The organism is Thermococcus waiotapuensis (genome assembly GCF_055384795.1).
Map to the genome: position 1 here is coordinate 787,118 of NZ_AP042429.1, position 26,185 is coordinate 813,302.

At 53.4% G+C, this 26,185-nt stretch carries 30 protein-coding genes; 13 read left to right on the top strand and 17 right to left on the bottom strand.

Features of this window, described 5'->3' with window-relative positions; genetic code table 11:
• Positions 1 to 54: 54 nt before the first annotated feature.
• The 7 genes from ACZ47M_RS04420 to ACZ47M_RS04450 form a co-directional block, all read right to left on the bottom strand.
• A complete protein-coding gene (locus ACZ47M_RS04420; protein WP_315340493.1) occupies positions 55 to 750 on the bottom strand; it encodes a hypothetical protein in 696 nt (231 codons plus the stop codon).
• Between the two features lie 62 nt (positions 751 to 812).
• Positions 813 to 1,289 (bottom strand): flavodoxin family protein, encoded by a 477-nt coding sequence (locus tag ACZ47M_RS04425; protein ID WP_315340495.1) that lies wholly within the window; start codon positions 1,287 to 1,289, stop codon positions 813 to 815.
• Positions 1,261 to 1,458, bottom strand: coding sequence for a 4-oxalocrotonate tautomerase DmpI (gene dmpI / locus ACZ47M_RS04430; protein ID WP_315340497.1), 198 nt, complete (start codon positions 1,456 to 1,458; stop codon positions 1,261 to 1,263). Before dmpI ends, ACZ47M_RS04425 begins: the two co-directional genes overlap by 29 nt.
• 202 nt (positions 1,459 to 1,660) lie before the next feature.
• Positions 1,661 to 2,008 carry a class II SORL domain-containing protein gene (locus ACZ47M_RS04435; protein ID WP_315341032.1) on the bottom strand — a complete coding sequence of 116 codons (348 nt, stop codon included), beginning with the start codon at positions 2,006 to 2,008 and terminating at the stop codon, positions 1,661 to 1,663.
• A gap of 10 nt (positions 2,009 to 2,018) precedes the next feature.
• Positions 2,019 to 2,180 (bottom strand): rubredoxin, encoded by a 162-nt coding sequence (rd, locus tag ACZ47M_RS04440; protein ID WP_010478457.1) that lies wholly within the window; start codon positions 2,178 to 2,180, stop codon positions 2,019 to 2,021.
• An 80-nt stretch (positions 2,181 to 2,260) separates the two neighbouring features.
• Entirely contained in the window at positions 2,261 to 2,776 is a 516-nt protein-coding gene (locus ACZ47M_RS04445; RefSeq protein WP_315340502.1) for a rubrerythrin family protein, read from the bottom strand.
• A gap of 120 nt (positions 2,777 to 2,896) precedes the next feature.
• Positions 2,897 to 3,172, bottom strand: coding sequence for a hypothetical protein (locus ACZ47M_RS04450; RefSeq protein ID WP_315340504.1), 276 nt, complete (start codon positions 3,170 to 3,172; stop codon positions 2,897 to 2,899).
• Between the two features lie 190 nt (positions 3,173 to 3,362).
• On the opposite strand from ACZ47M_RS04450, the gene ACZ47M_RS04455 reads away from it, so the two are divergent.
• The gene (locus tag ACZ47M_RS04455; RefSeq protein ID WP_315340505.1) at positions 3,363 to 3,851 is read left to right on the top strand and encodes a DUF192 domain-containing protein; all 489 of its coding nucleotides are present in this window, start codon (positions 3,363 to 3,365) and stop codon (positions 3,849 to 3,851) included.
• A gap of 59 nt (positions 3,852 to 3,910) precedes the next feature.
• Here the strand turns inward: ACZ47M_RS04455 and ACZ47M_RS04460 are convergent, their stop codons facing one another.
• The 3 genes from ACZ47M_RS04460 to ACZ47M_RS04470 are packed head-to-tail and all read right to left on the bottom strand — an operon-like array spanning position 3,911 to position 4,774.
• On the bottom strand, positions 3,911 to 4,258 hold the full coding sequence (locus ACZ47M_RS04460; RefSeq protein ID WP_315340506.1) for a 6-pyruvoyl trahydropterin synthase family protein: 348 nt from the start codon (positions 4,256 to 4,258) through the stop codon (positions 3,911 to 3,913).
• Complete coding sequence (locus ACZ47M_RS04465; RefSeq protein ID WP_315340509.1) at positions 4,255 to 4,617, bottom strand: PIN domain-containing protein; 363 nt, start codon at positions 4,615 to 4,617, stop codon at positions 4,255 to 4,257. Before ACZ47M_RS04465 ends, ACZ47M_RS04460 begins: the two co-directional genes overlap by 4 nt.
• Positions 4,595 to 4,774, bottom strand: a complete 180-nt coding sequence (locus tag ACZ47M_RS04470; protein WP_315341035.1) for a hypothetical protein — start codon at positions 4,772 to 4,774, stop codon at positions 4,595 to 4,597. The genes ACZ47M_RS04465 and ACZ47M_RS04470 overlap by 23 nt, the downstream gene beginning before the upstream one ends.
• A gap of 179 nt (positions 4,775 to 4,953) precedes the next feature.
• Between ACZ47M_RS04470 and metG the strand changes: the two genes are divergently transcribed.
• Entirely contained in the window at positions 4,954 to 7,176 is a 2,223-nt protein-coding gene (metG, locus tag ACZ47M_RS04475; RefSeq protein WP_315341038.1) for a methionine--tRNA ligase, read from the top strand.
• A 62-nt stretch (positions 7,177 to 7,238) separates the two neighbouring features.
• On the opposite strand, the gene ACZ47M_RS04480 is transcribed toward metG, so the two are convergent.
• The 6 genes from ACZ47M_RS04480 to ACZ47M_RS04505 are packed head-to-tail and all read right to left on the bottom strand — an operon-like array spanning position 7,239 to position 12,618.
• The gene (locus tag ACZ47M_RS04480) at positions 7,239 to 10,055 is read right to left on the bottom strand and encodes an RtcB family protein (RefSeq protein ID WP_315340511.1); all 2,817 of its coding nucleotides are present in this window, start codon (positions 10,053 to 10,055) and stop codon (positions 7,239 to 7,241) included.
• 60 nt (positions 10,056 to 10,115) lie between these two features.
• Complete coding sequence (locus tag ACZ47M_RS04485) at positions 10,116 to 10,559, bottom strand: methyltransferase RsmF C-terminal domain-like protein (protein WP_315340513.1); 444 nt, start codon at positions 10,557 to 10,559, stop codon at positions 10,116 to 10,118.
• The gene (locus ACZ47M_RS04490) at positions 10,556 to 11,491 is read right to left on the bottom strand and encodes a tRNA (cytosine(49)-C(5))-methyltransferase (RefSeq protein WP_315340515.1); all 936 of its coding nucleotides are present in this window, start codon (positions 11,489 to 11,491) and stop codon (positions 10,556 to 10,558) included. Before ACZ47M_RS04490 ends, ACZ47M_RS04485 begins: the two co-directional genes overlap by 4 nt.
• Before the next feature lie 9 nt (positions 11,492 to 11,500).
• Positions 11,501 to 11,926, bottom strand: a complete 426-nt coding sequence (locus ACZ47M_RS04495; protein ID WP_315340517.1) for an archease — start codon at positions 11,924 to 11,926, stop codon at positions 11,501 to 11,503.
• Between the two features lies 1 nt (position 11,927).
• On the bottom strand, positions 11,928 to 12,389 hold the full coding sequence (locus tag ACZ47M_RS04500) for a type II toxin-antitoxin system VapC family toxin (RefSeq protein WP_315340518.1): 462 nt from the start codon (positions 12,387 to 12,389) through the stop codon (positions 11,928 to 11,930).
• The gene (locus ACZ47M_RS04505; RefSeq protein WP_315340520.1) at positions 12,358 to 12,618 is read right to left on the bottom strand and encodes a ribbon-helix-helix protein, CopG family; all 261 of its coding nucleotides are present in this window, start codon (positions 12,616 to 12,618) and stop codon (positions 12,358 to 12,360) included. Before ACZ47M_RS04505 ends, ACZ47M_RS04500 begins: the two co-directional genes overlap by 32 nt.
• Before the next feature lie 89 nt (positions 12,619 to 12,707).
• Between ACZ47M_RS04505 and panB the strand changes: the two genes are divergently transcribed.
• The 11 genes from panB to ACZ47M_RS04560 all read left to right on the top strand — a co-directional run bounded on the left by panB (position 12,708) and on the right by ACZ47M_RS04560 (position 24,742).
• On the top strand, positions 12,708 to 13,562 hold the full coding sequence (gene panB / locus ACZ47M_RS04510; protein ID WP_315340523.1) for a 3-methyl-2-oxobutanoate hydroxymethyltransferase: 855 nt from the start codon (positions 12,708 to 12,710) through the stop codon (positions 13,560 to 13,562).
• On the top strand, positions 13,563 to 14,231 hold the full coding sequence (locus ACZ47M_RS04515) for a glycosyltransferase family 2 protein (protein WP_315340525.1): 669 nt from the start codon (positions 13,563 to 13,565) through the stop codon (positions 14,229 to 14,231).
• Positions 14,232 to 14,451: 220 nt separating this feature from the next.
• Positions 14,452 to 15,762, top strand: coding sequence for a CGP-CTERM sorting domain-containing protein (locus ACZ47M_RS04520; protein ID WP_315341041.1), 1,311 nt, complete (start codon positions 14,452 to 14,454; stop codon positions 15,760 to 15,762).
• A gap of 48 nt (positions 15,763 to 15,810) precedes the next feature.
• Positions 15,811 to 17,289, top strand: a complete 1,479-nt coding sequence (locus ACZ47M_RS04525; protein ID WP_315340526.1) for a beta-agarase — start codon at positions 15,811 to 15,813, stop codon at positions 17,287 to 17,289.
• Between the two features lie 2 nt (positions 17,290 to 17,291).
• Positions 17,292 to 18,800, top strand: a complete 1,509-nt coding sequence (bgaS, locus tag ACZ47M_RS04530) for a beta-galactosidase BgaS (RefSeq protein WP_315340527.1) — start codon at positions 17,292 to 17,294, stop codon at positions 18,798 to 18,800.
• Positions 18,797 to 19,006 carry a hypothetical protein gene (locus ACZ47M_RS04535; protein ID WP_315340529.1) on the top strand — a complete coding sequence of 70 codons (210 nt, stop codon included), beginning with the start codon at positions 18,797 to 18,799 and terminating at the stop codon, positions 19,004 to 19,006. The genes bgaS (ACZ47M_RS04530) and ACZ47M_RS04535 overlap by 4 nt, the downstream gene beginning before the upstream one ends.
• 4 nt (positions 19,007 to 19,010) lie before the next feature.
• Positions 19,011 to 19,502 (top strand): type II toxin-antitoxin system VapC family toxin, encoded by a 492-nt coding sequence (locus ACZ47M_RS04540; RefSeq protein ID WP_315340531.1) that lies wholly within the window; start codon positions 19,011 to 19,013, stop codon positions 19,500 to 19,502.
• Positions 19,503 to 20,435: a glycoside hydrolase family 16 protein gene (locus ACZ47M_RS04545; protein ID WP_315340534.1), complete on the top strand. Its 933-nt coding sequence runs from the start codon at positions 19,503 to 19,505 to the stop codon at positions 20,433 to 20,435.
• Positions 20,436 to 20,463: 28 nt separating this feature from the next.
• Positions 20,464 to 23,643 (top strand): cellobiose phosphorylase, encoded by a 3,180-nt coding sequence (locus tag ACZ47M_RS04550; protein ID WP_315340537.1) that lies wholly within the window; start codon positions 20,464 to 20,466, stop codon positions 23,641 to 23,643.
• Between the two features lie 26 nt (positions 23,644 to 23,669).
• Complete coding sequence (locus ACZ47M_RS04555) at positions 23,670 to 24,356, top strand: SDR family oxidoreductase (RefSeq protein ID WP_315340540.1); 687 nt, start codon at positions 23,670 to 23,672, stop codon at positions 24,354 to 24,356.
• A 161-nt stretch (positions 24,357 to 24,517) separates the two neighbouring features.
• Complete coding sequence (locus ACZ47M_RS04560) at positions 24,518 to 24,742, top strand: hypothetical protein (RefSeq protein ID WP_315340542.1); 225 nt, start codon at positions 24,518 to 24,520, stop codon at positions 24,740 to 24,742.
• Here ACZ47M_RS04560 and bgaS (ACZ47M_RS04565) read toward each other — a convergent pair.
• Positions 24,722 to 26,182: a beta-galactosidase BgaS gene (gene bgaS, locus ACZ47M_RS04565; protein WP_315340544.1), complete on the bottom strand. Its 1,461-nt coding sequence runs from the start codon at positions 26,180 to 26,182 to the stop codon at positions 24,722 to 24,724. The genes ACZ47M_RS04560 and bgaS (ACZ47M_RS04565) overlap by 21 nt on opposite strands.
• Between the last annotated feature and the right edge of the window lie 3 nt (positions 26,183 to 26,185).

Genomic DNA, 26,185 nt, shown 5'->3' on the forward strand with positions numbered 1-26,185 from the left:
TTTGCCGCCAGGGCTCTTGCTTTTTTAGGAGAGAAAAATAGAAAACTACTGCCCTCATTTCCAGAGATAGGGCAGTATGCTGTACCCTGTCCAAAGCAGGGGGCCCAGATTGAGCAGGAAATGCGGTATGAAAGTGAACACCATCTGACCCGAGCGGCGCCACACAACGATGTGGAGGAACCCTGAGATAGTTGTTGCGAGGACAAAAAGGGTCCCAAAGACCGTGTCGGGCCTGGCCACCTGGAGGAACTTTGTCCAGAACATCACGTGTATCATCCCAACAAAAGCCATAAACAGCAGCAGTCCAGCTATTCTGTAGCCGATGCGCCTCTCCTCTGGGTAGAGATCCCACGAGTCAAAGATGTAGAGCCAGAGTATCTGCTCGGAGGATGCATTGACCGGTGCCCAGAGGAGGGCCGTGAGGACAACCCCGGGGAGCCAGGGGTTTTCCACCCTAACCGGGGACATGTAAGCGAAGGCGAGGGCGGTGATGACAACGGCCACGTTGATGTAGAACCACACGGGTGGCTTCTCGGGCATAGGAGTGAGGTAGCCGATGACACCCCGACGGAGCTTTACAAATCCCCAGGCGAGCCCGTAGTAGATTAACATCGGTATGAGCGCGCCCTTTTTATCGTAAAGCCAGCCCGCCAGAGGGGGAAGTGAGAACGCAATCACAGCCGACAGGATCAGGTCGAGACGCCCGGGCTTCCATGTGGTGGGGTCGTAGGTCTTTCTCCCCTCGGACACAATGCCTCCCTCCAATCCGGACAGAGCGGGGGAAAGGAAAACCCGGCTGGATTAGGCCAGCTTCAGGAATTTATGACCCTTTTCAATGCCTCAACGAACTCCTTTGTCTTCTCTTCCTTCTCCATTACAGCCTCAGCGATGACCTCTCCGCCGTAGAGCCCCCTCATTCCTTCAAGGATTTTACCCTTCCTCCCGGCGCACGTGGCAAAGAAGACCGCTTTCCTGATTTTCTCCCTGTTTCTGAGGAGGTACGTCCTTATAGCCGGGGTAACTCTGCCATTCCACACAGGGCTACCAATGACCACGAGGTCATATTCTGAAGGGTCTTTCTCAAAAGCTATTTCCGTCGTTTTACCCCTGGTCGCGTCGTAACCGGCCCTGAGAAAGCCGAGTATGCCCTTCCGGTTCTTCCTGTCAATGACCTCGTCAAGGTCAGCCCCCAGAGCTTCTGCAATCCTTCTCGCAACTTCTCTCGTGTGCCGTCCCTCGAGTAGTAAACAACAAGAGCCCTCACTTGCCGCGCCTCCTTTCGAGAACATCGGAGAGAAGCTCCCCGTCAACGCCGACGTTCTCTGTCTCGTTCTCGTGGATTATCACGCTGACGTGGTGGACTCCGTAAACCTCCCTAACAACCTCGGTGAGCCTCTTAACAAGCTCCCTCTTCGTCTCCCTATCCGCCCTCGGGCCCTCAACTATAACGGTCGGCACCAGACCACCTCCAATCCGCGGGTATACCCCTACCATGGTAGCACTTTGACGTACTTATACCTTTCCTCTGGCAGGTGGCATCTGGCAGGGGGACACCCCCGTAGAACAGGACGAGAACTTGAGCTCCCAGGCGCTAATTAACCGCACCGCTGTCCAACAGCCGGTAATAAACCCTCCTAAAGGGGAGGGACAAAAAGGAAAATCACTCAAGCTGAACCTCGTTCTCCCAGAGGCCGTGGATGTTGCAGTAGCTTAAAGCGTAAAGCTTGCCCTTCTTCTCGGTCCTGAAGAAGAAGACCGCCCTCGGCTCCGTGAGCGGGTCGGTGTGGTTTGTGAACTCGACCGTGCCAACGAGTATGGGGAAGGCTCCATTCTCGGGGTGGAAATAGAGCTGTATCCAGGCAATGTGGTGCTCCGGCGTGTTCGGGTGCGGTATCTCCTTTCCGACGGCAACCTCGACCCTTACGAGGTTTCCTTCCCTCTCGTACTCTATAACGGGGACGTGCTTCTCCCCCTTCCAGTCTCCGCTCTTTATGGTTCCGCTTATCATGGCCATCACCTCACTCTATCCTCTCGAACATGTCCTTCGGGGCACCGCAGAGCGGGCAGACCCAGTCGTCAGGGAGCTCCTCAAACCTGGTTCCGGGCTCTATCCCGCTTTCGGGGTCGCCCTCGTCTTCATCGTAGATGTATCCACAAACCATGCACTTCCACTTCGCCATTTTCTTTCACCACCTTAAATTTATTAGGTCGTCCTTATAAAGTTTGCGGTTCAAACCTGTGAAATAGAAAAACGAAAGGCTCACTCGAAGACCACGAACTTCTCCCTCGGGGCCCCGCAGACGGGGCAGTACTCGGGGGCTTCATCTACAGCTGTATAGCCGCAGACCGGGCAGATGTAGACCCTCTTTATCTCGATGTCCTCGCCGCTCTCGGCCTTCTCCTTGGCCTTCTTGTAGAGCTCCGCGTGTATCTTCTCAGCCTCGAGGGCGTAATGGGTCGTCCTAACAGCTTCCTTCTCGCCCTGGAACTCGGCGGCGTTCTTAAAGACGGGATACATCTCCTCGACCTCGTATATTTCGCCATCTATCCCCGCCTGGAGGTTTTCAGGGGTCTTGCCCAGGTTCCCGAGGGCTATGAAGTGGTTCTTGGCATGTACAAATTCAGCATAAGCTATCGCCCTGAAGAGCTTGGCCACGTTGTGGAGGCCCTCCTTCTCGGCCTGCTCGGCGAAAATGAGGTATCTCATGTGGGCCATGCTTTCGCCCGCGAAGGCGTCCTCCAAAAACTTCCGGGTCATTTTCCTCTTCACTACCATGCTGCACCACCAAAGCACGTTGTTGCACTGATATATTCATCGCTCGGGGTATATAACTGTTTTCCAGACCGGAGGTTTGTCCCTGAAAAAGGGCTTGTGCGATAACTTGAAGAGACGCCGCTACTTATCACCCAGTAGTCTGTACTTCACAACGTATCGCCCATGCTCAAAATCATCCTCCTCAGCCTTGAGAACCTCCACGGGCTCGATGTTAAGCCCGAACTCCATAGCTTCCCACTTTATGTCGTCGAAGTAGTCGTAGAGCCCACAGGTGGCGCAGAACGAGCCCTCGAACTCCAGAATAACCTCTTCCCCCGTTATTTCCCTTACTTTTACTTCCGCCTCTCTGCCGTGAAGTTTATTGAATTCTTTAATCACCTTATCAAGTTTTTCCATAAGGTCACCCCCGTCCAGACTCACAGGGCTTTTTAATACATAACTGGAATCGGATGGAACGCTAACCATCAGAGTTTCAATCCCTTCAAAGCTAATGCGTCTCTAAAACTTAAATTTTTTCCTCCGGATTGCTGTGATAGTAACAGTCCCGCTGGCAAAGTTTATTAGGAAATGCTCTCAACCTTCGCCCATGATAATAAACGAAACCAAGGGAAAGGAATGGCCGGGCACAGTTAAGGTTGCGGACAGCTTTATCAGGCGCTTCCGTGGATTGATGATGGTAAAAAACATCGATTATGCCCTTGTGTTCTATCTGCCGTCCGAGACAAGAGTAAACGCAGCAATCCACACCTTTTTTATGCTGGACGAGATAGACGTAATCTGGCTGGATTCTTCCAGGAAAGTCGTCGATTTCAGGAAAGCCCGGAAATGGCGCCTGTACTCACCAAAAAACCCGGCAAGATACATTATAGAAGGCCCCGTTGGGCTGATAAAGGTTCTCGATGTTGAGGAAGGCGATTTAATAAGCTGGTATCCCACCGGGGAAAAGAAAAAAGCGGTCCCAGTTAAGTCGCTGATTCCGGGGAAGATTGACCTGAACGGGTCAAGCAACGGCGTGGCGATGGTTGAAAGCGTGAAGGAAGCCAAAACCAATCCACCTCCGCAAGGAGAGGGTTAAGTAGAGATAAATCCGGATTCTCCGGGTTGATGGGTCTTCCTGCTATCTAAGAGTTTCGCCTAAAATTCGAACTCAACGCCGTTCTCGTCCCCCTCCCAGAGCCTCAAACGGTGGAGTTTGACGCCCTCCGGCAGTCTTTTTCCGATCTCACCGGCAATCCAGAGGGCAATGTTCTCCGTCGTCGGGTTCTCGAAGAGCCTGTTCAGGTTCCTGTGGTCGAGTTTTTTGATGATCTCCTCAACGATAGCCCTCAGCTGGAGAAAGTCGATGACGTAGCCGTTCCTCAGCGGGCCTTCAACAGTTACCTCAAGCCGGAACGTGTGCCCGTGTATCTCCTCAGCCTGGCCGCCGATTATCACGGTGTGGGCTGCCTCAAATTTAAAGCGCTCGATGACGCGGGATTTCATAGGGATTCCTCCAGGTCTTTAGCGGAAGATACGAGGACTATTCCTTCCTTTTCACACGCCTCTGCGAAATCAGAGTCAAGGGAGACCAGCGCTCCAACCCCATAGTATTCCAAAGTGGCAAGTATGAGTGCATCGTTTGGAAGAAGTGGCGCGGATTTTACAAGCTCCGGGTTTTTCTTAACCTTCCAGTAGGGGCCGGCTTTTAGACGAAGGTAGTGATAAAACGCCTCACTGAAGACCACTTCGTTTATGAAGACCCTCGCAATGGAATGAAAGAGTCCCGAAAGAAGACTCTCCGTCACTGGATTGCCCTTTATAGCTTCCACAAACACGTTGCTATCCACGAGAAAGCTCATCATAAAGCTCAGCCTCCAGCTCGCGCCAGGACTTCTCCGACTTTATCGACCCGAAGGCACGCTTGAGGACTTCATCAACGTTTTCTCGAGCTTTTGCCCTCAGTTCATCCATCTTGGCTCGCCACTCCCGGTTTACTGTAACTCCTCTGGAGGCCTCCATTTTCCACACCGTAGAGAGTTCACCCGGTGTTTAATAAACCTTCCCACCTCGGAGGCCGGCGAGACCTTTGCTTTATATAAAACTGTGCATATTTCGCCGCCACCTTAATAACCTATCGTAATGTTTAAAACCCGCAGGGCTTATAAGGGGGGCAGAAACACTGCCAGGCGGTGGTTAAAATGGTCAGGTACATGGTTACCTCCGCACTTCCCTACGCCAACGGGCCGATTCACGCGGGACACCTGGCCGGGGCTTACCTTCCGGCGGACATCTTCGTGCGCTATCTAAGGCTCAGGGGCGAGGAAGTGCTCTTCATCTGTGGAACCGACGAGCATGGCACCCCGATAACCTTCCGCGCGCTGAAGGAAGGAAAAAGCCCCAGGGAAGTGGTTGACGAGTTCCACGAGCACATAAAGACAACCTTTGAGAGGGCGAAGATAAGCTTCGACTTCTTTGGAAGAACCGAGCTACCGGTTCACTACAGGCTCAGCCAGGAGTTCTTTCTGAAGGCCCTCGAAAACGGCCACCTGGTTAAGAAGGTCACGAAGCAGGCCTACTGCGAGCACGACAGGATGTTTTTGCCAGACAGATACGTCATCGGGACGTGTCCCTACTGCGGAGCTGAGAACCAGAGGGGAGACCAGTGCGAGGTCTGCGGTCATCCTCTCACGCCGGAAGTCCTGATTAACCCGCGCTGCAACATCTGCGGTAATCCAATAACCTTCAAGGACTCGGCCCACTACTACATAAAAATGCAGGATTTCCAGGAGAGGCTCAGGAGGTGGGTTGAAGGGCAAGACCACTGGAAGCCGAACGTTAGAAACACGGTCCTCGGCTGGATAAACGAGGGGCTTGAAGAGAGGGCCATGACGCGCGACCTCGACTGGGGAATCCCTGTCCCGCTCGACGAGGAGGACGTCAAGGGTAAAGTCCTCTACGTCTGGTTCGAGGCGCCGATAGGGTACATAAGCATCACCATCGAGCACCTGAAGAGGGAGGGAAGGGAGGAAGAGTGGAAGAAGTTCTGGCTCAACCTCGACGGGCAAACCAGAGTTGTTCACTTCATAGGCAAGGACAACGTGCCCTTCCACGCCATCTTCTGGCCGGCCTTCCTGATGGCCTACGGGAAGTACAAAGACGGAGAAGTTGAAGCGGAGTGGAACCTGCCCTACGACATCCCGGCAAACGAATACCTGAACCTCGAGGGCAAGAAGTTCTCGACGAGCAGGAATTGGGCAATATGGGTTCACGAGTTCCTCGATGCCTTCCCCGCCGACTACCTCCGCTACTACCTCACAGCCATAATGCCCGAAACGAGGGACAGTGACTTCTCCTTTGAGGACTTCAAGAGCAAGATAAACGATGAGCTCGTCAACAACCTCGGCAACTTCGTGCACAGGGCGATGACCTTCGTTAACGGGTACTTTGATGGGGTTGTTCCGGAGAGGGGCGAACTGGACGAGCTTGACAGGCAGGCCTTTGAGGAGATTGAGAAGGCCTTCGAGGATACGGGTAAGCTGATAAGCGAATACCGCTTCAAGGACGCCCTCAAGCGCGTTATGGAGCTTTCCGCCTTCGGAAACCGCTACTTCGACCACCAGAAGCCCTGGAAGACAGCTAAAACAGACCGCGAGAGGACGGCAACGACGGTGAACGTCTCGCTCCAGATGGTCAAGGCCCTCGGAATCCTCCTCGAGCCGTTCCTGCCCGATGCCAGCGAGAAGATATGGCACATGCTCAACCTTGAAGAGCTCAGGAGCTGGGAGTTCAGCGAGCTCAAAGCCGGCCACCGCGTCAGGAAAGCCAGTCCCCTCTTTAGGAAGGTTACCGACGAGGAGATAATCCACTTCATCGTGAACTACATAGGAAGGGGCAACCCGGAGAGTGCCAGACTGCTCCTGGAGAAGTACTACAAGAGGGAGGACGTCTTTAAGGCTGTCCTGGAGCGTTTCGGAGAAAAGAGGAGGGAAGAGGCCCTTGCTCTCCTCAAGAGCATCTACGGTGAGGTTCCCGGGGTGAAGGAAGAAAAGGCCAAAACCCCCGAGAAAAATGAGAAGGTAGGAGAGGGTGAAAAGATGGGTCACGTAAGCTTTGATGACTTTGCGAAGCTCGATTTGCGGGTTGGGAAGATAGTCGAGGTCAAAGACCACCCCAACGCCGATAAGCTCTACGTGGTGAAGGTCGACCTTGGCGGCGAGGTCAGACAGCTCGTCGCGGGGCTGAAGAAGTACTACAAGCCGGAGGAGCTGCTCAACCGCTACGTCGTCGTCATAGCGAACCTCGAGCCCAAGAAGCTCAGGGGGATAGAGAGCCAGGGGATGCTCTTAGCGGCCGACGATGGGGAAAACGTCGCCCTGCTCATGCCGGACAAAGAAGTTAAACTCGGAGCGGGGATAAGGTAAGGTTTTTCTCTTTCAAACCCTTTTTTTTTCGGCTTTGGATGAAAATTGAAAGAGCAAAAGCTTCAGCCCTTGGCGACGCCTATTGGCCTCATCCTGGCAACGAGGCTGGCTATTCCGGCCTCGTGGACGACGCTGACGACGTTGTCAACGCTCTTATAGGCCCCTGGGGCCTCTTCCGCCACAACCTTGAGCGAAGCCGCCCTGATGTAAATACCCTTCTGCATCAGCTCGTTCTTCAGTCTGTCACCGCGGTACTGCTGGGTCGCGGCATGCCTGCTCAACAACCTCCCCGCACCGTGGCAGGAGCTTCCGAACGTTTCCCTCATTGACCCCTCTGCTCCAGCCAGGACGTAGCTGGCCGTGCCCATAGAGCCTGGAATCAGGACGGGCTGGCCGACGTCGCGGTAAGCCCTTGGAACGTCAGGGTGGCCCGCAGGGAAGGCCCTCGTTGCGCCTTTCCTGTGCACCACGACCTTGACCTTCTTCCCATCAACGGTGTGCTCCTCAACCTTCGCTATGTTGTGGGCCACGTCGTAGACCACGCCCATCTCCATGTCCTCGGCCTTTCTCTTGAAGACCTCCTCGAAGCTCTCCCTGACCCAGTGGGTTATCATCTGCCTGTTGGCCCAGGCGAAGTTTGCGGCTGCCTTCATCGCGCTGAAGTACCTCTGCCCCTCCTCGCTCTGGAAGGGGACGCTTACAAGCTCGCGGTCGGGCCAGGGAATTCTGTACTTCCTGTTGGCATCCTCCATTATCCTGAGGTAGTCGCTCGCCACCTGGTGGCCGAGGCCCCTGCTTCCGGTGTGGACCATGACAACGACCTGTCCCTCGAAGAGGCCGTAGGCTTTGGCGATCTTCTCGTCGAATACCTTGTCAACCACCTGGACCTCAAGGAAGTGGTTTCCCGAGCCGAGGGAGCCGAGCTGGGGCGCTCCACGCTGCTTCGCCTTCTGGCTTACCGCGTTGGGGTCTGCCCCCTCCATCCTTCCGCCTTCCTCGAGGTGCTCCAGATCCTCCTCCCAGCCGTAGCCGTGCTCAACGGCCCACTTTGCACCATCAGCCAGGACATCATCGATCTGCGTCCAGTGGAGCTTCACCCTGCCTTCGCTTCCAAGGCCACTCGGCACGTTCTTGAAGAGGGTGTCGACGAGCTCCTTGATCTTTGGCCTTACTTCTTTCTCGGTGAGGTTCGTCCTGATTAAGCGGACGCCGCAGTTGTGGACGACGATGCCGTTGGCTATGAAGTTGTGGGCCTCGTGGTAAACTCCGATGTCGTAGAATCTGGCGTAGCCCGGCTTTACCCTCTCGACCTTTACAACCTTCTCCGCGACGAAGCCACCCTCATAACCCCTCTCTCTGGCGAACTCCTCAAAGGTCGGGAAGCCCTCCGGAACCTCCGGCTCTCTGTAACCCTCGTAGATGCTACTCTCGACGAAGCCCCTCGCCTCTTCGATGGCCCTCCTGCGCTCCTCCCCAACGCGCTCCTTGAGCCTGAGGTAAGCGGCTGCGATGAGGCCCCTGGCCTTCTTTTCGAGGTCGTACTCGTAGTTTATCCGCTCAACGAAAGCTTTAACGCTCTCCTCACCAACTATGGAGAGCCTGTAGGTCACGCCTTTCTCTGACTTAACCTCGTAGAGGGCCGTTTTTATGCCGAACTCGGCCAGCAACCTGGCAACGTCGCCCAAAAACTCGGCAAGGCTACCGGCAAGCTCTTCGCTCTTCGCCCGGGTGAGGTTTATGGGGAGGGGCGTGTTGCCCTTGAACTCGACAATGCTTCCATCAGCAGCGAAGAGTCCGGCCAGGAAGTTCCTCTTGACCCAGAGCGGGGCCTCCATTATCCACTCCGGAACGCGGTAGGTCTTCTCCGTCTTCTTGCCCTCTGGCATGCCAAGCTTCTCAAGCAGGAGAGCAAAGCTCCTTGATGTGACCCTCAGCTCCGCGGAGGGGCTCTTTCCTTCGTAGTGCCCGCTGGTTGTCTCGATGCCGTGGCCTTTCTCGCGGACGTAGAGGTCGGCGCTTATCCCGAGCCCCTCGAGGTCTTTTCTGAGCTCTTTGAGTGTTTCTTCCTTCCCGTAGAAGGCCAGGGTTAACCCTTCTGACATCTCGCCAAGGTGAGCATCTCCGAAGGCAAAGCCGAGGATCCTCGCTATCGTTCCGACCTTCGGATCCTCCCAGCGGAGCGGGATTAGGCCCTTCTCCTTCAAGAACTTCAGCATCTGCGGGTCCTCGTCTTTGAAGGCCTCTTCATCGAGGATTACGCCCTTTCTCTCCTCGTATTCAACGCCCTCGAAGGGATAAACTATGACGAAGTCCCCTTCCCTGATGTTCCCCAGGTAAACGTAGCCTTCCGGAGTAAGAACCGGGTGCTCCTCGCTTCCCTCTATGACCCTTCCGCTCTCGGTGGTTATCCTCACGGCCAGCTCGCCCTCTCCAACTTCCCTCTCGGCGACGAAGGCAACCCTTGAAGCGTCGTTGTGCCCCTCGTCGAGGTTGTAAACCTTAACGCCCTGGAGCCTGAACTTCCCGGGCAGTTCCTCAACTTTGAGCCAGTACCCGTGCTCGGTCATAACTTTTGAGCCAGGGGCAAGGCAGTTGATGTCGTATCCCACGCCTCCGGGGCTTATCACGCCCTCCTTTACGTCAAAGGCCGCCACTCCGCCGATGGGGAAGCCGTATCCCTCGTGTCCATCCGGCATTACGATTGAGTACTTATAGATGCCCGGGAGCGTGGCGACGTTAGCAGCTTGCTCAAGGGTCTTATCCTGGCGCATCTTCTCTATGAGCTGGTCGTCGGCGTAAACCAACCCGGGGACGCGCATTCTCTTGTCAAACTTCGGTATCTCCCAGCGGATTTTGTCAATCCTCTTTAGAGGTATCATCCCTCCCACCCCACCTCAGGTAGGCCTGGGGTTATTTTAAATTTTCGCGGGACAAAAACGTTACTCCAGCCTTAACCTCCTTTCTCCTGGCACGTAGCCTATCAGCTTCCCCCCTTTGGCCTTTGCGGAGCCGAGGAAGTAAGAGCGCCACTTCACTATCACCCACCCGTAGAGCTCCCCACCTATCTCAACACTCTCCCCTGCCAAATAGCGCCTCGCCCTCCCGTCGTCGAGCTCAACCACGTTCTTCGTCGCCTTTGGCCCGACCAAAAAGCTCCCCTCTATGGTGAGCCTTATTCCGTCCCTCTCGATCTTTCCGAAGTAAAGGCCCTTCCATCCGATGTTGCTAACCAGCTCGCAGGGCTTGTAGGCGTAAACTTTCCGATTGTTGCCCCCGATTTTGTAGATTAGCTCTGGAGCATAGCCATAGTTTTCAACGAGGAGCTTTTTCACGAGTTCGGTGTCTTTCTCCCCCGTTTCCTTTCCATTAATCTCCCCGTTCATCCGCCCCCCTCCGGCTTGACTATCTTAGCTACGAAGAACGCCTCGGTGTCGTTGTCGTTTGGGTGTATGCGCAAAACCTTCTTCAGCTCGGGCGAGTATTCCTTTCCCTCCCATTCGAGGACTGGTTCGCTCGTTTTAACGGGGAGCTCGATTTTTTCCAGCCTGGCGTCCGTCTTCCTGAGGAGGTAATCAACAACTTCCTCGTTCTCCAGCGGGTCTATCGTGCAGGTGGAATAGACGAGCGTTCCTCCGGGCTTCAGCGCTTTGTAGCCAGCCAGGATGAGCTTTTTCTGGATGTTCATGTACTTCATGACGCCCTTCAGGTTCCACGCTTCTAAAAAGCGCCACTTCTTCCTTATCAACCCAACGGAGGAGCATGGGGCATCGAGCAGAACCCTGTCGAAGGTGTTCTCGAAACGCGCAAACTCGGCCCCGTCCCTGGTTGTGACGCGCGCTATTAAAACGCCCATCCTGTTGAGGTTGGCTATAAGAACGTTCGCCCTGTCCATGTTCGGGTCGTTCGCTACGATGCAGCCCTCGTTCTCCATGTACTGCGCTATTTGTCCGGTCTTTGAGCCGGGGGCCGCCGCCATGTCCAAAACCAGCTCCCCGGGCTTCGGGTCGAGCGCAACGGGCGGAATCATTGAACTTGCCTCCTGGCCAAAGATGAGGCCGAGGCTGTGCTCCGGAACCTTCGCGAGGTTGTCGACGTTGATAAAGAAGCCTTCCCTGGCCCAGGGTATCGGCTCAAGCTCGAACTCCTCTTTAAGCCTCTCAAGGACCACCTCAAGCGGTGCCTTGAGGGTGTTCACCCTTATGCTCTGCCGGGGCGGTTTTATCATGAATTCCCAGAACTCGTCGGTGTCTTCGAGCTGTGAATAGCGCTCGTAAAAGGCCGGGTTTGCCTCTTTAATCACGTCCCTGGCGCCCATTAGACCACCTCATAGGTCTGGGACGAACTGGGCCATCCATCTGCCATCAGGTAACTGCTTTATCTCCATGTCATGGTAGGTTATAGCCTTCACTTCCTCCTTCGGCTCGTGCTTCTCGCTCACCGGTTCACCACAGGCTTTAGCGCTGAGCCTGTAGCCTTTTTCGGTCTTTTCTATCTTTACCCTGACGTCTCCAAAGACGAGGCCCTCCATGTCGTGGAGCACTAAAAGCTCCTCGAGGAAGGAATACAGAAGGGCCTCCAAGTCCTCCCCCTCGACCTCAACTTCCCTGCACTCCCCCGGCTCCACTTTCCTCACGTCCACCATGACGTCGAAGAGTCCCAGGGCTACGGCTTCAAAGGCTTCCTCAAGCGTTGAGCCGTAACCGCGGACGCCTATGTCTGCAGTGTGCTCGTAGTGCTCCCACTCCCTCATTTCACTCACCCCCAAGGAGTATTGAGTTTAAACCTTCCTCGATTGCCATCCAGTGGAGCCTTCCGTCGGCAGTATAAAAGCTCCCCGCCTCCGCGTACTTTGCCGAGACTATCTGCAGGGTATCGGCCTGGCATAGGTGATATTTCTCGATCAGTTTCCAGGCGTCTGCCAGGATTAGGGAGTGGACGGGAACGACTTCCAGGACGCCCAGCCTCGTGAGCCGCTTTATCTCCGCCAGGAAGCCTTTTTTCAGGAAGTCGAACTCCTCTTTGCTGAGCTGTCCCCGCCTCAGTCTTATATCGAGTACGTCGATCACCTCTCCGATGTTCCAGATGCTGAAGGTCAGCTTCACCTCCCCCCTGTATGCGTCCATGAAGAGCCTCTTCACGACCTCGCTGCCCTCCTCGTCCAGGTATCTCTTCAGAATCGCACTAGTGTCCAAGTAAACGCTTCTCCCTATCATCCCTCATCTCCCTCACGAGCTTCTCGCTGCTCTCCCCTTTGACTTTCAAAGGCTCGAACCACAGGGGCACCTCTGGGTCGTCTACGTCCTTCAAAACTTCGTTTATGAGGTAGTTCACCAGCGCCTCCTCAAGGAGCTCGCTGACCTCGCTCTTCTCCCGCCGGGCCAGCTCTTTGAACTCCTTCCACAGTTCACCATCGATGTAAACACTGGTCTTCACCTTTCCCATTCCACCACCCGTAAGTAATTACCGACATTGGTATATAAGCCCATCGAAACCGTTAATTAGCCCGCCGTCGAAACGGTGCCGGTGATGGCATGAGGGAGATAACGCCGAAGAGGATTCGCGAGATGAAGGGAAGGGAGAAAATCACGATGGTTACGGCATACGATTACCCATCGGCACTTCTGGTGGATAAAGCAGGGATCGACATCGTCTTCGTCGGCGATTCACTCGGCATGGTGGTCTATGGAGAACCTAACACGCTCAACGTGAGCATGGAGCAGATGGTCTTCCACACGAGGGCAGTTGCTAAGGCTGTAAAGAGGGCGCTGGTTTTGGCCGACATGCCCTTCGGGAGCTATGAAATAAGCGTTGAAGAAGGCGTAAAGAACGCGATGAGGCTCATCCAGGCCGGTGCGGATGCAGTAAAGATAGAAGGCGGCGCCGACCACGAGGAGCTCGTCAGGAAGCTCGTCAGGATGGGAATCCCGGTCATGGGCCACACGGGATTAACGCCCCAGCGCTATTTGAGGCTTGGCGGCTACAGGATCATGGGGGAAACCGAGGAGGAGATTGAGGAAATCCTCCGCGATGCCAAGGCCCTTGAGAAAGCGGGAGCTTTCGCCGTTGTTCTGGAATTTACCCTCGCAGACGTTGCGAAGCTAATAACTGAGGAGGTCTCGATCCCCACGATAGGCATAGGATCCGGGCCGTGGGTTGATGGCCAGGTTCTGGTATGGCACGACCTCCTTGGAATCTATGAGAACTCCCCGCCCTTTGCGAAGCGCTACGCCAACCTTGGCGAGGCAATACTGAAAGCCCTTCAGAGTTACAACAGCGAAGTCAAGGCCGGGGAATTCCCGGGCAGGGAGCACTACTGGGAGTTCTTAGATAAGAAAGACTTCAGGGAGAAGGCTCAAAAAGCCCTTGGGAGGCTGGGGGAGAAGTGAATGCTCGGAGAGAAGAAGATAAGCGTCGTTATCCCGGCCTACAACGAGGAAAAAGGCCTTCCCAAAGTGCTGGAGAGGATTCCTGAGTTCATCGATGAAGTGGTAGTGGTCGATGACGGCTCCTCAGACGGAACCTACGAAGTGGCAAGGGCTTTTGCAGAGAAGAACCCTAAGGTGAAGGTCATCAGGCTGGAGAGGAACTGCGGCAAAGGTTGCGCGATGCGCGAGGGTGTGAAAAACTCAACCGGGGATATCGTTGTCTTCATGGACGCCGACGGCCAGCACAAACCCGAGGAGATAATCAAGCTCGTTGGGCCGATAGTCAGGAGAGAGGCCGACATGGTGATCGGGGCGCGGAAGGTTAAGGAAGCCGGCAAAAGGCCCCTCCCCAGGCGGCTGAGCAACATAATCACGACCAGGCTCATCCGCCTCAAGCTCAGAACTTACGTTTACGACACCCAGAGCGGCTTCAGGGCCTACAGAAGGGAGTTCCTGCCTGAGATAGAGAGCGACCGCTACGAGGTGGAGACGGAGATGTTGCTAAAGGCCGCAAAGATGGGGGCGAGGATAAGGGAAGAGGCAGTAAGCATGATATACGACCCAAACCGGGAGGGGCGTTTTGGTTTTAAAGACGTCGTCCGCTTTATGGAGACTTACCTCAAGTTCTGAGCTCGTCTTTTGTCTTTTTCCGGGAGCCTCGCCCTTTACAGCGAGGCCCCTGTCTCGGGTTGAGTAAGACACTTTCCTTTATAGCACCCCTACCGAGAACTTTCAATGCCCCGGATTGTGGGAATGTTATATTCGCCATTATTTTTATAATCTCGGGCCAACTATATAAAAAGGCGAAAGGCTTATATGGGATTGTATCTACAATTCCATGGTGATTTCCATGGCCAGACGGGCGACAAAAGCCGTAAGCGTTTTAGTTCTGTCGTTAGTGTTTTTGGGGCTTGTTTCAGCAATGACGTTGGAGGACATAAAGAACATCGCAGCGGCTCCAGCTCAGGAGGGCGACATTCAGTTTACCTGGTGGGACCAGTGGCTTAATAGCTCAATCCAGCTCGGTGATGGAAGAACGATCTGGATGCAGACAAACTTCTGGAACATAGTTGGTGGCCAGGGAGAAGTTTTCATGAAGTTCATTAAAAGCACGGAAGAAGTTGCCTTCTACGTTAACCTAAGCAACGTGCAGACACAGTGGGGTGGAATAGCCTGGGCAACGCCGGAGGTTATCATCGACGGAAGGGCCCCGGCCCAGTGGTGGGGAGACAAACCCCCCGTTGGAGGGTATTCATACCTCCAGCTGCCGCTCCCGGCTTCCAATGTATCCCAGTACGAGGGCATCTGGGTGAAAGTAAAATACGATGTAGCCAGAAGAAATGACACTCTTGTGAGATACGGTATAAACATCTGGTTTGAAGACAAGGGTTCAGGAGCACCCATTGGGGAAATCTACGTCCCATTCTTCGATGACTTTGGAGGAATAGTCGGGGACAGGAGGGAAGTGGGAGAAGTTACCTCCACAGTGATCTTGAACGGGGAAATGAAAAATATTAAATTTACGATCCAGAGGGCCCTGTCCGGAGGAGGATGGGGAGTCCTTCTCTTCATGCCCCAGGAGCAGCTTCCAGCTTCCGGAGAAGTTATAATTGACATAAAACCCATGATCGACAAAGTTGTCGAACAGCTCTCTGACTTCTTCGGCATGCCCGTTGAGAATCAGCAGTGGACTTCAATATCCATAGGCTCTTACAGCGGAAGCCAGGGCACGGCTTTCAACTACGGCTGGATACTCCATGATGCAAGGATTTTGTCCCCCAGCGAGGTCTCCGAGATCATAGCGCCTCCCACTACGACCACAACCACGACTACAACTACCACCACAACAACCACTACCACCAGGCCAACCACAACAACTACGACCAGCCAGCCCACGACTACTGCGACTACCCCAAAAACTACTACAACGACAACAACGACCACTACAACCACTGCAACAACTACTACGACCAGTCAGTCAATGACTACTACGACTACCACGACAACTACTACTACCCAGTCAACTACCAGCAAGCCAACCACTACAACAACGACAACAACTACCACAACAACTACCAGCAAGGGCGGTGGAGGAATCTGCGGGCCAGCGGCCATAATCGGCCTGGCAGTAATCCCACTTCTCCTAGGGAAGAGGCATTAATTTAGGTTTTCTTTGTTTTCCCTGCTCTTTACCCCAGGGGGATGAAACATGAGAAACGCGTCCTTCCTCAAGGTTCTCGGTTTAATACTTGTTTCCACAGTGGTCCTGGGATGCATTGGAAACAACGCACAGAGGAAGAGTGAGAATATGGATTCGTCCTCTTATACCAGATCTCCGAGTACTGATTCATCCCCCCACACCGAACCTGCCACGAGCAGCTCTTCCAAACCTAAAGCGAATTTTTCTGAAGGCTATTCTGATTTCGGGGGATGGAAAAAGGCACAGCTTGAAGCTTCGGGATTTTTTAGGGTTGAAGTGGTAAACGGAAAATACTGGCTTGTTGATCCGGAAGGTTACCTTTTTATCTCCAAAGGAGTGAACGCCATAAATTACCTGGGTGATCACTCTCCTAAGCTGGGGTATTCTCCGTATTACGCTAATGTGCTGAGGAAGTACGGGGACATAAGCCTGTGGATCAATGTCACAACTAACAGGATGGTTGAGTGGGGCTTCAATACTGTTGGGAGCTGGTCCTCTCCAGAACTGTATGAATATTTTCCATATGCCGTTCTTCTTGACATAGGGGGGAAATACGGGTTTAACTGGGAACGCGGCACCATGCCCGACATTTTCAAAGACGATTTTGAGGAGTACGTGAGTAAGGCAGTGTACTTCAATGTTGAACCTTTAAAGGACAACCCCCTGGTCATCGGCTTCTTTACGGACAACGAACTTCGCTGGGGGCCGGACTGGAGGTCGGGCAATCATCTCTTGGACGATTTCATGAAGTTATCCCCCGAGGCTCCAGGAAAGAGAGTGGCAGTGGAAGTTTTGAAAGAGACCTTTAATGGTAGCATTACCCGGGTTAACGAGGAGCTCAAGACAAATTATAACTCCTTTGACGACCTGCTTACCTATCCCGGTGACCTCCCATCAACGCCCCCGTTTACCGAGGCAAGGAAGGAGTTTTTGAGGAGATACGCTGAGCGGTATTTTAATGTGACAACAACCGCCATAAGGAAGGTAGATCAGAACCACCTGATACTTGGAGTGAGGTTTGCGGTTTCTCCTTTCATCAGGCCTCCCGATGTTGTCTTTGAAGTCGCTGGAAAGTACGTGGACGTTATCTCGCTGAATCTCTATAACTTCCAGGTGGCGCCGAAGGAGTACCTGGATCACATACATGAAATTACGGGGAAACCCATAATGATAACCGAGTTCTCGTTCAGGGCGGTGGATTCCGGGCTTCCCAATACTGTTGGGGCAGGAATCACCGTTCAGACCCAAAAAGAAAGGGCCGAATACACAAAGCGCTTCATAGAGAGTTTTATGAAGCTTCCGTATGCCGTCGGATATCACTGGTTCAAATGGTCTGACCAGCCCAGAGAGGGTAGATGGGACGGGGAAAACAGCAACTACGGTCTCGTAAACCTTGAGGATGAGCCCTACGAGGAAATGGTCAGAACCTTCAGCGAGCTGAATAGAAACATTGAAGAGCTACACCTGAAGGGATATGAGGGGGGTTAAAAATGAAGACGGAATTCCTCTGGGGAGTTTCGCAATCGGGTTTCCAGTTTGAGATGGGTGACAGGTTCAACAGGAACCTGGACACGAGGAGCGATTGGTGGTACTGGGCCAGAGACCCCGTTAACCTGAAGAAAGAGCTCGTAAGCGGGGATCTGCCTGAGGAAGGCATCAACAACTACGAACTTTATCCTCTTGATCATTCTCTGGCTAAGGAGCTCGGGCTCAACGCTTACTCCTTAAACCTGGAGTGGAGCAGGATATTCCCCTGTCCCACTTATGGGGTTGAAGTTGATTATGAACTCGACGGCAACGGGCTCATCAAGAGGGTGAAAATAACCAGGGAAACCCTCAGGAAGCTTGACGGGATAGCGGACAAAAATGAGGTTCACCACTACACGCGCGTCCTTACAAATTTGAAGAAGCTCGGCTTCAAGGTCGCCCTGACCCTTACCCACTATACCCACCCCATATGGCTTCACGACCCAATCGAGTCCCGCGATACAAACCTGCAAAACGAGAGAAACGGATGGGTGAGCCAGAAGTCCGTTCTCGAGTTCGCCAAGTTTGCGGCCTACCTCGCGTACAAGTTCGGGCACCTCGTGGACATCTGGGCGACCTTCAACGAACCGATGGTGATGGTGGAGCTCGGATACCTTGCCCCCTACTCGGGGTTCCCGCCGGGTGTTGTTAATCCGCAAAGTGCAAAGCAAGCCATCATAAATATAATAAACGCCCACGCAAGGGCCTACGACGCCATAAGGGAGTTCGAGAAAGAAGCACCTATCGGGATAATTGCCAACAACGTTGGAACCTCCTATCCAAAGGATCCCAATGACCCTGAGGACATCAAAGCGGCTCAGATGACCGATTTCTTCCACAGTGGTCTCATGCTCCAGGCATTAACAAAGGGTGACCTCAACATCGAGTTCGACATGGAGACCACGATAAAGGTACCTCACCTCGAGAGGCTCGATTGGATAGGGATTACCTACTACTCGAGGGAAGTAGTGGCCCATTCCGAGCCCAAGTTCCCTGAAATCCCGATAACGGGGTTCAAGGGCGTCCCCGGCTATGGGTACTCCTGCCCGCCAAACGAGCTTTCAAAGGATGGATATCCAGTTAGCGACATCGGGTGGGAAGTGTACCCCGAGGGCATCTACAACAGCATAAAGGCCGCTTCAGAGTATGGAAAGCCCGTTTATATAATGGAGAACGGAATCGCAGATTCTAAAGACGTGCTGAGGCCTCACTTCATCGCCTCGCACGTGGCTTATATCGAGAGGGCCCTTGAGTCCGGCTTCGACGTCAGGGGTTACTTCCACTGGGCACTTACGGATAATTACGAATGGGCGATGGGCTTCAGGATGAGGTTTGGCCTGTATTCCGTTGACATGATCACAAAAGAGAGAATCCCGAGGAAGGAAAGCGTGGGGGTTTACAGAGAGATTGTTGGGAACAATGGTGTAACCGAGAGGATTAGGAGGGAGTACCTCGGGAGGTGGGGGCTATGAAGACGATAGCCGTCGATGAAGAAACATGGAACGCGATAAAGAAGCTCAAGGCCAAGCTCGATGCGAGGTCATACGACGAGGTCCTCAAGATCCTGATAGAGACCTGGCACTCCACGAACCTGGACAAGAAACTCAAAGAAATAAGCCTCGACGAAGAGGAAAGCGAGCTTGCCCTAGAAGTTCTGAAAAAACTGAAGGAGGAATAAAGTAATGAAAATGCCCAAAAGAATACTTTTCGACAGCTCTGCCCTCCTGCGGATGCACACCAAAAGGAACAAAGACCTCCTCGAGCTTGCCCTGATGAAGTTTGAAATCCTCGTCCCTCAGCTTAGTGTATACGAGTATCTCTTCGCAAAGGCATTTCTAGGGAAAAACCCTGATCATGTGATGGCCGTGTTAAAGGAGCTCTACCATATAGTTCCGTTGGATGACGAGATAATCATCAAGAGCGCAATTATCACGAAAAACCTGCTAAAAAGCAGGACCAAGAGGGCCACCGGCGACATCCTCGTCGGGGTTACGGCCATAGTAAAAAACGCCCTCCTGATAACAGACAACCCTGAACTGTATGATCCCCTCAAAAAATACGGGCTGGACGTGATAAGCACTGAGAAGTTTATTGGAGAGCTTGAACAGCTCTTTTCTGGGCTCTCAAAAGGTAGCTCCGAGGCGATTCAAAAACAACTTCCGGAGGAGATTTGAATGGAGAAAAAACTCCTGGGCCTCTTGACTCTTGTTGTGATGCTCGGCGGTTTCATGAGCGGGTGCATAGGGGGAGAAACACAGACGACATCTTCTTCATCGTGGACTTCAACCACACCCACAACCACCACCTCCACAGCACAGGTGCCCGCTGAAATCCAGGAGAACGGTAGGACATGGAAACTCATATGGCATGACGAGTTTGACGGTGAAAAGGTAAACGAAGACTACTGGACGTTCGAGATAGGGAATGGAGAGGCATACGGAATCCCCGGATGGGGAAACAACGAGCTCGAGTACTACTCACCAAACAACACGAGGATAGAAAACGGCACACTCGTGATAGAGGCCAGAAAGGAATGGGTCACCGATGAGTACGGCACATACATGTACACCTCATCAAGGCTCAAAACCGAGGGGAAGGCAGAATTCGCTCCGCCTGTGAGAGTTGAGGCGAGGATGAAGCTACCGGAGGGCAAGGGACTCTGGCCGGCATTCTGGATGCTGGGGAGCAACATAGAAGAAGTCGGATGGCCCCAGTGCGGGGAGATAGACATAATGGAGCTCCTCGGTCATGAGCCAAGAACCGTTCACGGCACCGTCCACGGGCCAGGATACTCAGGAGGTCGCTCTATAACCAAGAGCTATACCCTTCCGGAGGGAGTCCCAGACTTCACGGAGGACTTCCACGTTTTTGCCGTTGACTGGTTCCCGGACAGGATAGAGTGGTACGTTGATGGTGAGCTCTATCACGTGGTCACAAGGGAGCAGGTCGAGGCCATGGGCAAGGAGTGGGTCTTCGACAGGCCTTTCTACATAATCCTGAACCTGGCGGTTGGAGGCAACTGGCCGGGATGGCCCGACGCCACGACAAAGTTCCCGGCAAGGATGTATGTCGACTACGTGAGGGTCTATAAGCTTGTTAACGGCTGAATGTTCTTTATTTTCAATCCCTGGGGTGATGGAGATGTACAGGTTCGATGAAAAGGGCAGGTTCGTTATCGAGGACTACAACCGCTTAAGGCCTTTCGCGAGCTTCCTACCCGGAATAGCGGGAAAGAAGGGCATACCCATGTGGGTATTTTACGTGAACAGAGGACAGTGTGTGAGCTCCTTTGGCGTGCAGGACAAAGATCACCCCATAATGGAGTTCAACTCCGCAATAAGGGCCTACCAGACGGTTAGAACCCTCGGCTTCAGGACTTTCATCAAACTCCCCGACGAAGGGGTTGCCTACGAGGCCTTCACTCCCCTGGAGGGAAGGGTAAAGCAGAGGATGTACATAGGGAGAAACGAGCTCGAAATAGAGGAGATAAACGAAGACCTGGGACTCAAAATTAACGTGCTCTACTACACGCTCCCCGGGGAGAGGATACCTACCCTCATCAGGAGGGTCAGGATAAGGAACATCTCCGACTTCCCGAAAAGAATCGAACTCCTCGACGGAATGCCCGTGGTAGTCCCCTACGGTGTCAATGACTACGTGATAAAGCACATGAACACCCTCGTTAAGGCCTGGATGGAGGTCTACAACCTCGACAAAAAGATGCCCTTCTTCAAGCTGAAGTCATCAACAGAAGACGTCCCAAAGGTCACTGAGCTCACGGAGGGGACGTTTTACATCTCCCTCGTGAAGAAAGGAGGTATAAACGAGCTCGTGATGCCTATAGTTGACCCCGACATAGTTTTCGGAACGGACAGCTCGTTACTCTCCCCTGAGAACTTCATTAAGAAGCCCTTAAGTGAGCTGGTCCGTGAAAAGCAGGTGACCTTCAACAAGATACCCTCCGCCTTCACGCCCCTCGAAACCAAGCTCATGCCCGGTGAGGAGGTCAAAATACACTCCGTTATAGGCTACGTCCCGCACATAGCCCTTCTCGAAGAATACGAGAAGAAGTTCGCCAGCGAAGAGTACCTCGAGAAGAAGCACCTTGAGAACAGCGAGATAATAGAGGAGGTTGTTGAAGATATATGGACACAAACCTCTTCCAGGCTCTTTGACGAGTACTCAAAGCAGTGCTACCTTGACAACGTCCTAAGGGGAGGTTATCCCCTGCTCCTTGAGGAGGGAAATCCCTTCGTGTACTACATCTACCTGAGAAAGCACGGCGACCAGGAGAGGGACTACAACTACTTCGTGCTTGTACCGGAGTACTACTCGACTGGAAACGGGAACTTCAGAGATGTTAACCAGAACAGGAGGGAGAACGTCTTCTTCCACCCAGAGATAAGGGATTACGACATAAAGTTCTTCATGAACCTCATACAGGCCGACGGCTACAACCCGCTCGTGATCAACGGTGTGAAATACCGCCTGAAAACCGAAAGGACGGACTTCCTGAAGGAGCTTGTGGATAATCCGGAACCCCTTGAAGAGTTCCTGAAGGGGCCTTTCACCCCGGGAAGGCTGTTGATGTTCGTGGAGGAGAAGGGAATAAAGCTGAAGGTCTCCGAAGAGGAGTTCCTCCGCAGAGTCCTCGAAGGCTGTGAAGAGGAGGTTGATGCGGTTCACGGGGAAGGCTACTGGTGCGACCACTGGACATACAACCTCGACCTGATAGAGAGCTACCTTGGGGTGTACCCTGAGAAGAAGAGGGAGCTCCTGTTCGAGGATTACAGCTACACCTATTATGACAACGCCATGGTGGTGCTCCCGAGGTCAAAGAGGTATGTGCTCGAAAACGGCAGGGTGAGGCAGTACAACTCCCTCGCCGAGGACAAAGAGAAGAAGGCCCTCATCGAGTCCCGGAAGGAGTACAGGCACCTCATGAGGACGGAGAATGGAAGGGGAGAGGTATACCGCACGAACCTTATCACCAAGCTCCTCAATCTTGCATTCATCAAGTTCGCGACACTCGATCCAGCCGGAATGGGAATAGAGATGGAAGCGGGGAAGCCGGGCTGGTACGATGCCCTCAACGGGCTTCCGGGGCTCTTTGGCTCGTCGGTGGGAGAAGCCGCAGAGCTGGTGAGGCTCTTTGAGTTTTTAATAGACTCCCTTGAGGAGTTTCCAGAGGTTGAGCTCAGGATCCCCGTTGAGGTGTGGGAGCTCTTCACGGAGGAAGTCAGGCTCGTTAAAGAGTACAAGGGTAGGGAGGATGAACACCGGGATCACTGGCTGTGGGAGTCTCTCTCGGAGCTCCGGGAAAGGTACAGGGACAGGACCAGGCTCGGTTTCGATGGGAAGGAAGTGGAAGTTAAAACAGGAGAACTCCTCGATGGCCTGAAGCTCCTCCGCGAGAAGCTCAGGGTGGGTCTTGAGAGGGCCATAGAGGAGAACAACGGCATAATGCCGATGTACTTCTACTATGAACCGGTGGATTATGAGGTCAGTGAAAAAGGGGAGATAAGGGTTCTGAAGTTCGAGCAGAGAAGAATGCCGCTCTTCCTCGAAGGCGCAGTCAAGCAATTCAAAGTCCTCAGGGGGGACAGGGGACTTTTGAAGGAGGTTTACAGAAAGGTCAGGAAGAGCGACCTCTATGACAGAAAACTGAAGATGTACAAGCTCAACGCTTCCCTGAAAGACCAGCCAATAGAGATCGGCAGGGCAAGGGCCTTTACTCCGGGGTGGCTGGAGAACGAGTCCATCTGGCTCCACATGGAGTACAAATACATGCTCGAACTCATAAGAAGCGGACTTTACGACGAGTTTTACGAGGACTTCCGGAATGTCATCGTTGCCTTCCTTGACCCGGCCGTTTACGGAAGGAGTCCCCTTGAAAACACATCCTTTATAGTCAGCAGCGCCTATCCCGACGAGTCCCTGCACGGAGCGGGATTCTACGCCCGGCTTACAGGGGCAAATGCGGAGTTCCTGAGCATCTGGAAAAACATGTTCATAGGGGAAAAACCGTTCGATACCGAAAACGGCGAGCTCGTGCTCTCCTTCAGGCCTGCACTTCCCGGCTGGCTGTTTGACGAGGATGGAAAGGTGAGCTTCAGGCTGTTCTCAAAGTGCAGGGTTACCTACCACAATCCAGCCAAAGTGGACACCTGGAAGCTGGACCTTGGAAAAGCCAGGGTTATCATCCACCTTGACGACGGGAGGAAAGCCGAGATAGAAGGAAACAAAGTTAGAGGGGAGCTTGCCAGGGCTGTCAGGGACGGAAAGGTGGCCTCGATAGACGTTTATTTTTCCTAAACTAATTTTCCACAGGAGGTGAGAAAATGAAGGTGGCCGTCGTTACTGGCGCTTCAAAGGGTATTGGCAGGGCAATCGCGGAGGCACTCGCAAAGGAAGGCTATAGCCTGGCCCTTGGTGCGAGGAGCGTTGACCTCCTGGAGGAGTTTTCAAAGGAGCTGGAGGAAAATTACGGCGTTAAAGTCCTCAACAGCCATCTGGACGTCTCAGATCCTCAGAGCCTGAAGGAGTTCGCCGGAGCAGTTTTGCAGGAGTTCGGGGGAGTTGACCTTCTCGTGGTAAACGCAGGGATACCGATGGGTGGCAGGCTCGACGAGGTGAGTGATGAGGACATGGAACGGGTCTTCCAGGTGAACGCTCTCGGCGTCTGGAGGACTATAAAACTCTTCCTGCCGAGCCTAAAGGAGAGAAAGGGAACAGTGGCCGTCGTTACTTCCTACATCTCAACGATGATACTGGCCAACGCAGGAGCCTACGTGGCGAGCAAGTGGGCGGCGAGGGCCTTTACGAAGACCTTCCAGGCGGAAAACCCTGAAGTGAAATTTATCGAACTCCGCCCCGGCATGGTGGACACTTACTTCTACGGCAGGCCAGGAAGGAAGATAGAAGAAGGCTTCATGAAGCCGGAAGATGTTGCAGAGCTTCTTGTAGCACTGCTGAAGCTTCCAAAGCACGTTTTAGTGGAGGAAGTGCTGTTCAGGTCAGTTTACTGAACACTTTCTCAATTTTTGTGTTCAGATTAAAGGCAAACAAAACCGCGGCTTTTTGGCCTCCTTATATCCAGTTTGGGACCGTAGCCAGGTTCATTGTTTCCCAATCGGTCTGCACATCGAAAGTTTAATATCCTCATGCTTAAACTTTTGTGGGGGATGTTATGGACGGATTTGATAAGTACAGACCGTTACTCCTTTTCCTGACCTGGTTTTTCCTGCTGAGCCTGTTTGCCCTCGTGGTGTTGAGGGGAGAGAGCGGAACAGTGACTTTCAAAGCCGCCCTGACGGTATTTCTCCTCACACTGGTGGGGATTGTGGGGACGGCGATAAAAGTCCGGAGAAAGATAAGAGAAGAGATGGCCGGACTACCCAACGAGGAAGTCTAAGTTCGAAAGGTGCTCAAGTTCCTCTGGAATTTCTTTTCCGGTCGCTATCTCTCTGAAAACCAGGGCACTTGGACGTAAATAGCGTTTCTTGGTCTCCATGTCCACGTATACGAGCCCAAACCTCATCCTGAAGCCCTGGGCCCATTCATAGTTATCCGTTAGCGACCAGTGGAGATAGCCCCTCACATCGGCGCCCTCTTTCATGGCCTCGTAAACAGCCTTAAGGTGGCTTACGAGGTAGTGGGAGCGGTACCTGTCAGCGGCATCGGCTATGCCGTTCTCCGTTATCATCATGGGGAGATTATATCTTTTTGCAAGGTCTCTGAGGAGCTTTTCAAGACCTTCTGGGTAAATCTCCCATCCGAAGTCGCTGCAGGGCCTTCCGGATCTGGCGTGGCCACCCCTCTCCCCGGAAAATCCATAACCCGGCATCGGGAGGACGTGGCCGTTCACCCTGTCAAAGGCAATCCTCGAGTAGTAGTTCACGCCGAGCCAGTCCACTCTCCCTTTGAGGTCTTCTCTTTCTTCGATGTCGGCGGCTTTTCCGAAGTGGACGGCATCAACGAAGCTGTAGAGTTCCCTCTCCCTTATTGCCCGCACTTCATCCTCGATATCCTCCCTGAGCGGGTCGGGCCATGTGTAAGCGTATATTATCCCCACTTCTTTGTCGGAGTACTCTTTGATAGCATCATAGGCCCGGGCATGGGCCTGGATGAGGTTCATCTTTGCCTTTCTTTCGGCCTCAAAGCTCAGATATCCAGGTGGAAAACCACCAGCTGGCCTTGTGTAGCCGTTTTGGTACACGACGTTCGGCTCGTTCATCGTGCTCCAGCCGTCAACGAGGTCATCGAGGTGATACGCGACGAATGCCGCAAACTTGGCGAACTCAACGACGCTCCTATCGTCAAGCCATCCTGCCGGAGCCCTGTCTGGCCCGAGTTTTCTTACTTTAAGCGGATCATGGAGCCACAGGGGCAATGGCCAGTGGTAGAGGTTGAGTATGAAAGTCTTTCCCCTCCCCTTCCAGTCCGCGTAGATCTCGCGGTAGTGCTCGAGGGCCTTCATGTCGGCTATTTTTTCGAGTTCCCTAATTGAACTTTCAGGAACTTCCACCGAGACTACGTTGCCCTTTTCGTCCCTCTCGACGTGGGCCTTCACGTCAAACGTTGGTCTGGGAAACAGTCTCGTCCACTCTATTCCTCCCCTAATCGCGTCCATCCCGAGGCTTTCCGCTATATCGTGGTCTTTCTTATAGAGATCCCAGTAAGCGGGCCCGTTCTCGGGTAGGTCTCCACTGACGAGGCCTACCGCTATGTTTTCAATGTCATGAACCCACACCCACCAGTCGCTGTTTGGAACCTCGCTCCCGGGGAGTCCCATCTCAAACTGGAACCCCGACCAGGAGTATCCAAAGAGAAAGTCTTTGGGGAACTTATACATTCT